Source organism: Bradyrhizobium sp. (assembly GCF_030646015.1).
GTDB lineage: Bacteria > Pseudomonadota > Alphaproteobacteria > Rhizobiales > Xanthobacteraceae > Bradyrhizobium.
This window is the reverse complement of record NZ_JAUSLT010000107.1, coordinates 1-11,703: the sequence shown is the minus strand read 5'-3', so window position 1 is coordinate 11,703 and position 11,703 is coordinate 1. Positions and strand designations below refer to the sequence as shown.

Sequence of the window (11,703 nt, the reverse complement as noted above, 5' to 3'; positions counted from 1 at the left end):
TCATCTCCTCGATGCTGGCGAGCTGGTCCTCGTCGATGAAGACTCCGAGTTCGCCGGGTTCGGTGAAGTCGACCTGGGCGGTGAAGAAGGTGCAGGCGGCGATGCGGTCGTCGCCGCGCGCCGCCATGTAGGAGAGCGTCGCCGCCATCAGCGTGCCGCCGATGCAGTAGCCGATCGCCGATACCTGGCGCTGGCCCGTCGCCTGCTCGATCGCACCCAGCGCCGCCAGCGGCCCGAGCTTCATGTAATCCTCGAACACCAGCTTGGAGAGCCGCTCGTCGGGGTTGACCCAGGAGACGACGAACACGGTGTAGCCCTGCTCGGTCGCCCACTTGATGAACGAGTTCTGGGGCTTGAGGTCGAGGATGTAGAACTTGTTGATCCAGGGCGGCACGATCAGCAGCGGCGTACGCAGCACGGTTTCCGTGGTCGGCGTGTACTGGATCAGCTGCATCAGCTCGTTCTGGAAGATCACCTTGCCCGGCGTCGTCGCCATGTTGACGCCGACCACGAGATTGGCGGGGTCGGATTGACGAATCCGCAGCGTGCCGCGGCCGGCCTCGATATCCTCCGCCAGCATCTTCATGCCGCGAACCAGGTTGTCGCCGCTGGAGGCGAGCGTCTCGCGCAGCACTTCCGGATTGGTAAGAACGAAATTCGACGGCGCCAGCGCATTGCTGATCTGCTGGACGTAGAACTCGGCTTTCTTGCGGGTGTGCGGATCGAGCCCGTCGGCATTGCGCACCAGATCATGTGCCCACTGCGTGGTGAGCAGATAGAGCTGCATCACGAAATCGAAAAACTGGTTCGATTTCCACTCCGGATCCTTGAACCGCTTGTCGCGCGGCGAGGGCTCGATCGCGGGCTTCGCCGCTTCACCGGCAAGCCGGCGCGCCGATGATCCCCAGAGATCGAGATAGGCCTTGGCGATCCTGGCTTGCAGGTCTGCCGATCGCTCGTTGTCCGACAGCCAGTATTCCGCCACCGCGGAAAACGTCTTCACCACCTCGCCAATTTCATTGGGCGGCTTGTCCCGGGCTTCGCCGTTCTCGCGCGGCTTCAGATAGGCCGCGAGCGCCTGGCCGCTGCTCTCCATCGCCTTCGCAAGGTTCATCGCGAAGGCTTCGGGATCGAATTTTTTCGGGACGTGAGTCTCGACTTGGGTCTCGGTGGCGACTTCACTCATGGGACGACACTATAGGTTCATTTCCAGTTCGTCACCGCGCGCAATCAGCGCGGAATGATTAGGGGTTAATCTCCCGCACCGCACCCGCTGCAGTGCGATAAAATTCTTGGTTCCGACATATTGAGGCCCCAACGCTCGGCTTTGTTGTTTCGGCTTTAATCGTTTCGGGCGACAAAGGTTTGAACCACGGAGCCGGATCAGAAGAATTTGACGTATTGCCGCTGCAAGGCTCATACCAGCGGCGCGGGTGAGGCGGGGATTTCCTCAGGGGATGGCGATCAATCGGCACATCATGGCAGCTACGGCGGCAGCACTCTTGCTGTCGGCGCTGGCGCTCGGCGGCTGCGCGACATCGATCGCGGATATGCCGTTGGTCGGCACGCCGGCGGATGCCCCCGCGCGGCCGAAGGAGGCCGGCGTCTATCTTCCGGTTCATGACTTGCCTCCCGATCGCGACCAGGCCGCGATGGGGCCGGCGCAGCAGGCGCAGGCGCTGCGCGAATTGGCCGCCGCCCGGGACCAGCAGGCGTCCGCCGCCGCCAAAAACTCCGCCGCAAAGTGAGCCAGCTTTCGCTATTACGGCTGGCGCAGCCGGGCCCGCGTGGTAAAACAATCCCGATTCAACGGTTTGGCGCGAATTTGCTCTAAATCATTGATCAAGCGGGCTTTCTGCGCGGAATCGAGTCCGCGGTGCTGCAAGCCATGCTGGCGATCCCCTGCCGCGACCCGGTTCCGGAGCTATGAGACCGATGGAAGAATTTTACCGCATCCGCCGTCTGCCGCCCTACGTGTTCGAGCAGGTCAACCGGGCCAAGGCGGCCGCACGGAATGCCGGGGCCGATATCATCGATCTCGGCATGGGCAATCCCGACCTGCCGACGCCGCCCCATGTGATCGAAAAGCTCAAGGAAACCCTGGGCAAGCCGCGGACCGACCGTTATTCGGCCTCGCGCGGCATCACCGGCCTGCGCAAGGCGCAGGCGGCCTATTATGGCCGGCGTTTTGGCGTGAAACTCAATCCGGAAACCCAGATCGTCGCCACGCTGGGCTCGAAGGAGGGGTTTGCGAACGTCGCGCAGGCGATCACCGCGCCCGGCGATGTCATTCTGTGCCCCAATCCGAGCTATCCGATCCACGCCTTCGGGTTCCTGATGGCGGGCGGCGTGATCCGCTCGGTTCCATCCGAGCCGACGCCGCAATTCTTCGAGGCGGTGGAGCGCGCCATCATCCATTCGATCCCGAAGCCGCTGGCGCTCGTGGTCTGCTATCCCTCCAATCCGACCGCCTATGTCGCGAGCCTCGATTTCTACAAGGATCTGGTGGCGTTCGCGAAGAAGCACGAGATCTTCATCCTGTCGGACCTCGCTTATGCCGAGGTCTATTTCGACGAGAACAACCCGCCGCCCTCGGTGCTGCAGGTTCCCGGCGCGATCGACGTCACCGTCGAATTCACCTCGATGTCGAAGACATTCTCGATGGCGGGCTGGCGCATGGGCTTCGCGGTCGGCAACGAACGCATCATCGCAGCACTGGCGCGGGTTAAATCCTACCTCGATTATGGCGCCTTCACGCCGATCCAGGTCGCGGCGACCGCGGCATTGAACGGTCCCGACGACTGCATCCGCGAGATGCGCGACACCTACCGCAAGCGCCGGGACGCGCTGGTGGATTCCTTCGGCCGCGCCGGCTGGGATATTCCCGCGCCGGCGGCCTCGATGTTCGCCTGGGCGCCGCTGCCCAAGGCGTTCCGTGACGTCGGCAGCATGCAGTTCGCGACCCTGATGGTCGAGAAGTCGGGCGTGGTGGTGTCGCCGGGGGTGGCCTTCGGCGAGCACGGCGAGGGGTATGTCCGCATCGCCATGGTGGAAAACGAGCAGCGGATCCGCCAGGCCGCCCGCGGCGTGCGCCGCTTCCTTGAAAGCGGGCTTGAAACGTTGCACAACGTGGTTCCTCTCGCCAACCGGCGATAGGCATGATCCCGAAAAGTGGACTTCCGGTTTTCGGACAAGGTCATGCCTAGTTTGAGTTTCTCTTTCAGGTTTTTCGGGTCATGGTCGCACCCTTGAAAGTGGGTATTGCGGGGCTCGGCACTGTTGGCGCCGAAGTCGTCCGTCTCATCGAGCAGCAAGGCCGGATCTTGTCGGCGCGCTGTGGACGCGGCGTGCGGGTGGTCGCGGTCACCGCGCGCTCCAAGGTGAAGAAGCGCGGGCTCGACCTGCGCGGCATCGAATGGGCCAAGAGCCCGCTGGCGCTGGCCAACGATCCCGGCATCGATTGCTTCGTCGAGTTGATGGGCGGCTCCGGCGATCCCGCGCTGGCGGCGATCGAGGCGGCGCTGAAATCCGGCAAATCGGTGGTCACCGCCAACAAGGCGCTGATCGCAAAGCACGGATTGCGGCTGGCGAAGGCGGCTGAAAAGCATGGTGGTGCGCTGAATTTTGAAGCGGCGGTCGGCGCCGCCATTCCCGTGATAAAAACCCTGCGCGAGGGTCTGGCCGGCACCAGCATCAACCGCGTCTACGGCATTCTCAACGGCACCTGCAATTACATCCTGACAAGGATGGAACAGGAGGGTCTGTCGTTCGCCGAATGCCTGAAGGACGCGCAGCGCCTCGGCTATGCCGAGGCCAATCCGTCGTTCGACGTCGACGGCCACGACACCGCGCAGAAGCTCGCCATTCTGGCCAGCCTCGCCTTCGGCACCAAGGTGGCGCAGAGTTCGGTCTATGTCGAAGGCATTTCCTCGATCGCGCCGGAAGATCTGCGCGCCGCGGAAGAGCTGGGCTACCGGGTCAAACTGCTCGGGGTCGCGGTGCGGACCGCCAAGGGCATCGAACAGCGCGTGCATCCGACCATGGTACCCAAATCGTCCTCGATCGCGCAGGTGATGGGCGTCACCAATGCGGTGACCATTGACGGCGAGGGCATTCCGCCGATTACGCTGGTGGGCCCCGGCGCCGGAGGCGCTGCGACCGCGTCGGCCGTGGTCGCCGACATCGCCGATGTCGCGCGCGGCATCCGCGCCAATCCGTTCGGACGCCCGGTCAAGAAATTGCGCGCGACCACAAAGGCGCCGATGGAGCGCCATGAGGGCGGCTACTATATCCGGCTGATGGCGCGGGATCTCGCCGGCACCGCCGCCACCATCGCCACCCGGTTGGCCGAGCAGAAAATTTCGCTGGAGTCGATCGTGCAGCGCCACCCCGATGGTGTTGACGTCGGCGCCGCGACGAAGAAGGCTTCGCCGGTGCCGGTCATCCTGATCACCTACGCCACCAGCGAGGACGCGGTCTATCGCGCGCTGGCCGCGGTCCAGCATGACAAGGTGATCAGCGGCCGGCCGCAGGTGATCCGGATCGAAAAGAACTGACGCGGCGTCCGAACGGACAACGCGTGAAACGATTGTACGGGTCGCCAGACCCGCAGTGACGTCTAAGGGAGTTTGCCAATGTCGACCCATATTTCTGTTCCGCCGCAGTTGCTGCTCGAGCGCATCCTGACGCTCGAGATCGTGCGGGTGACGGAGCGCGCGGCGGTGTCGGCGGCAAGGCTGCGCGGCCACGGCAAGGAGAAGGAAGCCGACCAGGCCGCGGTCGACGCGATGCGCCGCGAACTCAACAAGCTGCCGATCGAGGGCACCGTCGTGATCGGCGAGGGCGAGCGCGACGAGGCGCCGATGCTGTTCATCGGCGAGAAGGTCGGAATGAATGCCGGCCCAAAGGTCGATATCGCCGTCGACCCGCTCGAAGGTACCACGCTGTGCGCCAAGAACATGCCCGGCGCGATTGCGACCATGGCAATGGCCGATGGCGGCACGCTGCTTCATGCGCCGGACGTCTACATGCAGAAGATCGCAGTCGGTCCCGGTTACGCCAAGGGCGTCGTCGAACTTGACGCATCACCTTCCGACAACGTCCGCCGGCTGGCCAAGGCTAAGGGCGTCGATCCCTCGGCAATCACGGTGCTGGTGCTCGATCGCCTGCGCCACGCCGACCTCATCCATGAGATCCGCGGCACCGGCGCCGCGGTACGCCTGATCACCGACGGCGATGTCGCCGGGGTCATCCACTGCGCCGATCCTGACAATACCGGGGTCGACATGTATATCGGCACCGGCGGCGCGCCCGAAGGCGTGCTGGCGGCGGCGGCGCTGCGCTGCATCGGCGGTCAGATGCAGTGCCGGCTGATCCTCGATACCGAGGAGCAACGCGTGCGCGCCCACAAGATGGGCGTCAAGGATCCGCGCATGATTTACGGCATCGAGGACATGGCGAAGGGCGACTGCCTGTTCGCGGCAACCGGCGTCACCACCGGCTCGCTTTTGTCAGGCGTCAAATTCCGCAAGGGCGTGATCGAGACCGAAACCGTTGTGATGCGCTCGGTCACCGGCACGGTGCGTTACATCAAAGCCGAACACCGGCAGCTCGAAAAATTCCACCTCGACTGAGCAACGCATGACCGGCATTGTCCAGATACGACCGGTTGGTGAGGACGAGCGTGAGGCATGGAACCCGCTATGGGCGGGCTATCTGGCGTTCTACAAGACGGCGCTGACGCAGGACGTCAGCGATCTCGCCTGGATGCGGTTTCATGATCCGGACGAACCGATGTTTGCGCTGGGCGGCTATGTCGACGGCGAGTTGGCGGGGTTCGCCCACTATTTGTTTCATCGTTCGACCTGGGCGCCACACCGATACTGCTATCTGGAAGATCTGTTCGTCGCGGAAACGGCGCGGGGCCGGGGGCTCGGACGGGCGCTGATCGAGGCGGTTTACGACAAGGCCCGGGCGGCCAGCGCCAGCCGCGTTTACTGGTTGACGCAATCGGATAACGCCCAGGCGCGCGCGCTGTACGACGCGGTTGCCGACAATCTCGGATTCATCCAATACCGCAAGGTGCTCTAGACACGGCGCGGTCAAGAACAAAAAAACAGGGAGTGGAAATGTCAGACGTTTCGGCGGTCAAGGCGCTGGTGTTCGACGTGTTCGGTACTTGCGTCGACTGGCGCACCAGCCTGATCAATGATTTCACCAAATGGTCGCAGACGCGCGGCATCAAGGCCGACTGGACCGCCCTGGTCGACGGCTGGCGCGCGGTCTATGCCGCCTCGATGGATGAGGTCAGAAAACATCCCGAACGCGGTTACATGATCCTGGATACGCTGCACCGGCAATCGCTGGAAAAGCTGGTGGCGCGGTTTTCGATCGAGGGGCTGACCGAGACTGACCTGCACCATCTCACCATGGGCTGGCACCGGCTTCATGCCTGGCCGGACACCGTGTCAGGGCTGACGCGGCTGAAGACGAAATACATCATCTCGCCGCTGTCGAACGGCAATGTGGCGCTGCTGACCAATATGGCGAAGTTTGCCGGGATGCCCTGGGACCTGATCCTGTCGGCCGAACTGTTCGAGCACTACAAGCCCGACCCGGAAACCTACCTCGGTGCCGCAAAACTGCTTGGCCTGGCGCCGGAGCAGGTGATGATGGTGGCCGCGCATAACCAGGACTTGAAGGCCGCGCAGAAACTGGGATTGAGGACCGCCTTCGTGGCGCGGCCGACCGAATACGGCCCGCTGCAGAAATACGATTTCGAGGCGACCGGCAACTGGGACATCGTCGCCAAGGATTTTAACGGAATCGCCGAAAAGATGGGGTGCTAGATCAGCAATACGGGTGCCGAGCGGCTATGCCGCGGCGCCGATGATGACGCCGAACCAGCCAAGACCCTTGTAGGTCTCGTAGCCGGGCGTGGCGTGGAACGCGACCAGCGCGCCGGACCCGTCATAATAGAAGCCGCTGCGCTGTTGCTCCAGCGAAAGCGGCACGCGTTCGGTAAGCAGACCCTGGCCGTCGGACGCCGCGATCACGCGAAAATTCGAATCGACCAGCAGCACCCGCGCCTTGTCGGCGGCGTTGACGCGCACACCCTGGACGATGGCACGGGCCTGGGATTGCCAATCGAAATGAATCGCCAGCACGCCGATCGGCTTGCCGTTGACCTTGCCGTCAGCGCGGACACTCGCACAATAGGTCGCGACCTGGGCGTTGGCGAGCAGGGGCTGGCACTCGACATCCCCGGCGACATAGTCGTCGCCGGAGCGCAGCCCGCGCGCCTCGCGAAACCATTTCGTCGCGGCGACGTTCTGTCCGATCACGTCGAAGCGGTCCGGCCGGCCGCTGGCCAGGACATTGCCGTCGAGATCGCAGAGCCAAAGATCGAGATACACGGTATAGGCGGCGAGGATCACGCCCAGCCGCTCCGACACATGGGAGACGGTTGCTGCGTCCGGCGCTGCGGCACAGTCGATGACGGCGGAATCGGTCGCCCACCAGCGCACGTCGCAAGTTCGCTCATAGAGGTTACGGTCGATGAGCTCGATGGCGTTCAGCGACAGGTCGACCATGCGTTCACCGCGAGATCGCTCGGTCATCCGCTCGATCGAACTCATGAGGTTGCCGGTCCGCTTCGTCAGCTGGGTTTCAAGCTCCCGCGCGATGCCCTCGACCTGTTGACCGACGCTGCGTACTTCCTGCGCGACCACGGCAAAGCCGGCACCCTGGGCGCCGGCCCGCGAACTTTCGATCAGCGCATTCAGCGCCAGCATTTTCATCTGATTGGTGATGTGCTGGATCGATTTCGTCTTCTCGCAGGCGATCTGGTTGACCTCGGCGGTCAGCCGCGCGATCAGAGCGGAAATATCGGACTCGTCCTCGGCACTTGCTGGATTGGCTGCTTCGCCCGCGATCGATCTCGCTCGACTGTAATCAAGCGCGGTGGACATTGACCGACTTCCTCTGCGTTGCGGCTATTGACCCGTCTCCTGCGGTGGACGGGGAAAAAGAAAACACACATCGGATACTTTGATTCTTTTCGTCGATTTGACCTAACGCGGGTTTAATTTCTGGAATCCGGCACGGTAGAAACACGACCAAGATCTGCATCTTGTTTGAGCAGTCAGATGATTTTTTCAGCATTTCATTCTCGATTTGAAGTATGAGAAACGGGGTGCTGTGCTCCGTTCGATCCTTGTCAGGGGAACGAGGACCAACCCGACTGCAACAATTCCCATTGCCGTTCCTGCCCTTCGCGCCTACGCCCTGAAAGCATCATGATCCTTCCCGCATCCGCATTGCCCGTCGAAGCGCCTCCGGCGTTTCTCGGCGTGTCGCGTTCCGCGACCGGAAAGCTGTGGCGCGACCGGCTCGATGCACGGGGGGCGGCGCGGGCGCTGGCGATCGCGCAACGGTATCAATTGCCGGAAATGCTGGCGCGGGTGCTGGCCGGGCGCGATGTCGAACTCGACGCGGTCGAGGATTTTCTCGATCCGACCATTCGCAAAATGATGCCCGATCCCTACACCGTGACCCAGATGGAAGCCGCCGCCAAACGCATCGCGGATGCGGCGACGCGGCGCGAGCAGGTGGCGATCTTCGGCGATTACGATGTCGACGGCGCCACCTCGGCCGCGCTTTTGGCGTGGCACCTGCGCCATTGCGGGCTCGATCCGCTGATTCACATTCCCGACCGGATCTTTGAAGGCTATGGCCCCAATGTCGAGGCGATCCGCATGCTGGCCGGCAAGGGCGCCACCCTATTGGTGACGGTGGATTGCGGCACCACCAGTTTTGAGCCGCTGGCCGAAGCACGGCGGCTCGGCATGTCGGTGGTCGTGATCGATCATCACCAGTCCGGCGACGAATTGCCGGAGGTCGACGCACTGGTCAATCCGAACCGGCCCGATGACCTTTCCGGCCTTGGTCATCTCGCCGCGATCGGTCTGGTGCTGGTGACGCTGGTCGCGGTCAACCGGGAACTGCGGGCGCGGGGGTTCTGGACCGGTGAAATGCCGGAACCCGATCTGCTCGGCATGCTGCACCTTGTCGCGCTCGGCACCGTCGCCGACGTCGCACCCTTGACCGGGCTCAACCGCGCCTTTGTGGCCAAAGGCCTGATCGCGATGCGGCGGCGCGATCATGTCGGTCTCACCGCGCTGATGGATGTGTCGCGGCTGAACGGCCCGCCCGAGGCCTGGCATCTCGGTTTTATGCTCGGGCCGCGCATCAATGCGGGGGGGCGGATCGGGCGTGCCGATCTCGGGGTCCGGCTGCTGCTGGAAGGCGATGTTTCGGAAGCCGCACGGATCGCCGCCGAGCTCGACCGCCTCAACATCGAGCGCCGCGTCATCGAGCAGATGGCGGAGGCGCAGGCCGAGGCCGAGGCGCTGGCCTCGCTCGGGCTGGAAGACAAGGGCGCGGTCATCGTCACGGCATCGGAAGGCTGGCACCCCGGCGTGGTCGGCCTCGTCGCGTCACGCCTGAAGGAAAAATTTTCGCGGCCGGCTTTTGCCATTGCGCTGGAGCCGGGTGGCATCGGCACCGGCTCCGGCCGCTCGATCTCCGGCGTCGACCTCGGCAAGGCGGTGCGGCAGGCAGTGAAGCAGGGGCTGCTGATGAAGGGCGGCGGTCACGCCATGGCCGCCGGCGTCACGCTGCGCAAGGAGCGACTGGCGGAATTCCGCGCCTATATGGAAAGCGCGCTGGCCGCCGACGTCGCCAGTTCGCGGCACGAAAACGAGCTGTTCATCGATGGCGCCGTCAGCGCGCGCAGCGTGACCCCGGATTTCGCCGCCACGCTCAATCGCGCGGGCCCGTTCGGCAGCGGCAATCCCGAGCCCGTGGTGGCGCTGCCGTCGCATCAACTGGTCTATGCCGATGAGGTCGGACAGGCGCATCTGCGGCTGCGGTTCAAATCCGGCGACGGCGCCATCGTCAACGGCATCGCGTTTCGCTCGATCGGGCAAAAGCTCGGCAACGCGCTGGTACAGAATCGCGGCCAGCCCTTGCATGTCGCGGGATCGCTCGCGGTCGATCGCTGGCAGGGTACCGAGCGGGTGCAGTTTCGCGTGATCGATGTCGCGATGCCCGATCAGGGCCCGGCGATCATCCGGTAAAGCCAGCGCTGACCTTCCAGCCAATGCCAGACATTGACCGCCAGCTATTCTGGCTATATTATAGCCAGAATGCCATTCGTCATTGTTTTGGCCCCCGAGGCTGTTCAGGAACTCAAGAGCTTGAAAGCGAACGTTCGGGCCGATGTCCGGGCTGCGCTCGAATCGCATTTGAGACACGAACCGAAAAAATTGAGTCGAAGCCGCGTCAAGAGATTGCGCGGCCTGCGCAAGCCGCAATACCGGCTTCGCGTTGGCGAGGTACGAGTATTCTACGACGTAACCGAAACGACCGTCGAGATATTGGCGATCGTGACAAAATCGGAGGCCGGCTCATGGCTCGCATTGTTCGGAAATCCGGAGTGAAAGAAGTCCCGCTTTCGGAGGTCAAGGATGACTTGTCCCGGTATCTTCGTGAGGCGGAGACGCAAGAGATCGTCATTACGCGTCACGGCAAACCGGCAGGGATCTTGATCGGATTCCAGTCGGAAGAGGACTGGTTTGAATATCGGCTCGAAAACGATCCGCGATTTTTGCGCCGGATCGAGCAGGCCCGTGCCAGTCTGCAAGCAGGGCGCGGGGTTCGTCTGGAAGACGTCGAAACGGAGTAGTGACTCGCCCAGTCGCTGCAGGTCGGGGGATCGCTCGCGGTCAGGGCGCCGAGTACGAGTTGGGCCCTGCGATGATCCGGTAAAACACAACAACGATAACAACGGGAGTGGAAATGACGGGGCAGGTTGCAGGCAAGGTCGCGCTGGTTACGGGCGGTTCGTCCGGCATTGGTGCCGCGGTCGCCGAGTTGCTGGCGCGCGAAGGCGCCAGGGTTGTTGTCACCGATATCGATGATCTCAAAGGTCCCGAAATTGTCGCCGGCATCAAGAAGGCCGGACACGAAGCCGAGTTCCTGCATCAGGATGTCACCAGCGAGCCGCGCTGGGAGGAAGTCGTCGCCGATGTCGGGAAACGCTATGGCCGGCTCGATATTTTGGTGTCCAATGCCGGTATCGGAATCTCGGTGCCGTCGATCGTGGACATGTCGCTGGCGGACTGGCGCCGGCAGACCGCGATCAATCTCGACGGCGTATTTCTTTCGGTAAAGCACGCGCTGCCGCTGATGCGCCGGACCGGCGGCGGCTCGATCATCATGATGTCGTCGCTGGCGGGCCTGCGCGGTGCGCAAACACTGGCCGGCTATTGCGCGACCAAGGGCGGCGTGCGGCTGTTCGCCAAGGCGATCGCGATGGAGTGCGCGTCCTTTGGCGACGGCATCCGGGTCAACTCGGTGCATCCCGGCATCATCGACACGCCGATCTGGGGCAAGATTCCGACGGAAGCATCGGGCAGTGGGCAAAACGCGCCGATCGATCCTGAGGAACGCGCGAAACTGGCGACGCCGCTCGGCCGCGCCGGCCACGCCATCGAAATCGCCAGCGGCGTGTTGTATCTGGCGTCCGACGCCTCGCGCTACGTGACGGGAACGGAACTCGTGATCGACGGCGGCATGAATGCGGGCGGGGCGGTAAGGCAGGGGTGAGGCCCCGCGTCATTCCGGGGCATCGCGCAGCGA

The 11,703-nt window shown here is 63.5% G+C and carries 12 protein-coding genes; 10 read left to right on the top strand and 2 right to left on the bottom strand.

From position 1 onward, the window contains the following. On the bottom strand, nucleotides 1–1,186 hold a 1,186-nt coding region (locus Q7T45_RS17385; protein WP_370691300.1), incomplete at its 3' end, for a PHA/PHB synthase family protein. Nucleotides 1,187–1,457: 271 nt separating this feature from the next. Between Q7T45_RS17385 and Q7T45_RS17380 the strand changes: the two genes are divergently transcribed. From Q7T45_RS17380 to Q7T45_RS17355, 6 genes are all read left to right on the top strand, one after another. Beyond that, complete coding sequence (locus Q7T45_RS17380; protein WP_304872208.1) at nucleotides 1,458–1,748, top strand: hypothetical protein; 291 nt, start codon at nucleotides 1,458–1,460, stop codon at nucleotides 1,746–1,748. Nucleotides 1,749–1,935: 187 nt separating this feature from the next. Next, a complete protein-coding gene (locus tag Q7T45_RS17375; protein WP_304872207.1) occupies nucleotides 1,936–3,156 on the top strand; it encodes an LL-diaminopimelate aminotransferase in 1,221 nt (406 codons plus the stop codon). Between the two features lie 80 nt (nucleotides 3,157–3,236). Then, nucleotides 3,237–4,556 (top strand): homoserine dehydrogenase, encoded by a 1,320-nt coding sequence (locus tag Q7T45_RS17370; protein WP_304872205.1) that lies wholly within the window; start codon nucleotides 3,237–3,239, stop codon nucleotides 4,554–4,556. A 78-nt stretch (nucleotides 4,557–4,634) separates the two neighbouring features. Then, complete coding sequence (glpX, locus tag Q7T45_RS17365; RefSeq protein WP_304872203.1) at nucleotides 4,635–5,633, top strand: class II fructose-bisphosphatase; 999 nt, start codon at nucleotides 4,635–4,637, stop codon at nucleotides 5,631–5,633. Between the two features lie 7 nt (nucleotides 5,634–5,640). Next, nucleotides 5,641–6,090 carry a GNAT family N-acetyltransferase gene (locus Q7T45_RS17360; protein ID WP_304872202.1) on the top strand — a complete coding sequence of 150 codons (450 nt, stop codon included), beginning with the start codon at nucleotides 5,641–5,643 and terminating at the stop codon, nucleotides 6,088–6,090. A 38-nt stretch (nucleotides 6,091–6,128) separates the two neighbouring features. Beyond that, entirely contained in the window at nucleotides 6,129–6,848 is a 720-nt protein-coding gene (locus Q7T45_RS17355) for a haloacid dehalogenase type II (RefSeq protein ID WP_304872201.1), read from the top strand. Nucleotides 6,849–6,872: 24 nt separating this feature from the next. Here the strand turns inward: Q7T45_RS17355 and Q7T45_RS17350 are convergent, their stop codons facing one another. Further along, the gene (locus tag Q7T45_RS17350) at nucleotides 6,873–7,970 is read right to left on the bottom strand and encodes a methyl-accepting chemotaxis protein (RefSeq protein ID WP_304872200.1); all 1,098 of its coding nucleotides are present in this window, start codon (nucleotides 7,968–7,970) and stop codon (nucleotides 6,873–6,875) included. A gap of 327 nt (nucleotides 7,971–8,297) precedes the next feature. Here Q7T45_RS17350 and recJ point away from each other — a divergent pair, with 327 nt between their 5' ends. The 4 genes from recJ (at nucleotide 8,298) to Q7T45_RS17330 (ending at nucleotide 11,670) form a co-directional block, all read left to right on the top strand. Beyond that, the gene (recJ, locus tag Q7T45_RS17345) at nucleotides 8,298–10,139 is read left to right on the top strand and encodes a single-stranded-DNA-specific exonuclease RecJ (protein WP_304872198.1); all 1,842 of its coding nucleotides are present in this window, start codon (nucleotides 8,298–8,300) and stop codon (nucleotides 10,137–10,139) included. 33 nt (nucleotides 10,140–10,172) lie between these two features. Beyond that, the gene (locus Q7T45_RS17340) at nucleotides 10,173–10,502 is read left to right on the top strand and encodes a type II toxin-antitoxin system RelE/ParE family toxin (protein WP_304872197.1); all 330 of its coding nucleotides are present in this window, start codon (nucleotides 10,173–10,175) and stop codon (nucleotides 10,500–10,502) included. Further along, entirely contained in the window at nucleotides 10,499–10,747 is a 249-nt protein-coding gene (locus tag Q7T45_RS17335) for a type II toxin-antitoxin system Phd/YefM family antitoxin (protein ID WP_304872196.1), read from the top strand. Before Q7T45_RS17340 ends, Q7T45_RS17335 begins: the two co-directional genes overlap by 4 nt. A gap of 113 nt (nucleotides 10,748–10,860) precedes the next feature. After that, on the top strand, nucleotides 10,861–11,670 hold the full coding sequence (locus Q7T45_RS17330) for an SDR family NAD(P)-dependent oxidoreductase (protein ID WP_304872195.1): 810 nt from the start codon (nucleotides 10,861–10,863) through the stop codon (nucleotides 11,668–11,670). Nucleotides 11,671–11,703 lie beyond the last annotated feature (33 nt).

Bases quoted from the DNA above. Each gene is read 5' to 3' on its own strand.
- Q7T45_RS17330 (WP_304872195.1), top strand. From the start codon at position 10,861: ATGACGGGGCAGGTTGCAGGCAAGGTCGCGCTGGTTACGGGCGGTTCG.
- Q7T45_RS17360 (WP_304872202.1), top strand. From the start codon at position 5,641: ATGACCGGCATTGTCCAGATACGACCGGTTGGTGAGGACGAGCGTGAG.
- Q7T45_RS17370 (WP_304872205.1), top strand. From the start codon at position 3,237: ATGGTCGCACCCTTGAAAGTGGGTATTGCGGGGCTCGGCACTGTTGGC.
- Q7T45_RS17375 (WP_304872207.1), top strand. From the start codon at position 1,936: ATGGAAGAATTTTACCGCATCCGCCGTCTGCCGCCCTACGTGTTCGAG.
- Q7T45_RS17355 (WP_304872201.1), top strand. From the start codon at position 6,129: ATGTCAGACGTTTCGGCGGTCAAGGCGCTGGTGTTCGACGTGTTCGGT.
- recJ (WP_304872198.1), top strand. From the start codon at position 8,298: ATGATCCTTCCCGCATCCGCATTGCCCGTCGAAGCGCCTCCGGCGTTT.
- glpX (WP_304872203.1), top strand. From the start codon at position 4,635: ATGTCGACCCATATTTCTGTTCCGCCGCAGTTGCTGCTCGAGCGCATC.
- Q7T45_RS17380 (WP_304872208.1), top strand. From the start codon at position 1,458: ATGGCGATCAATCGGCACATCATGGCAGCTACGGCGGCAGCACTCTTG.
- Q7T45_RS17350 (WP_304872200.1), bottom strand. From the start codon at position 7,970: ATGTCCACCGCGCTTGATTACAGTCGAGCGAGATCGATCGCGGGCGAA.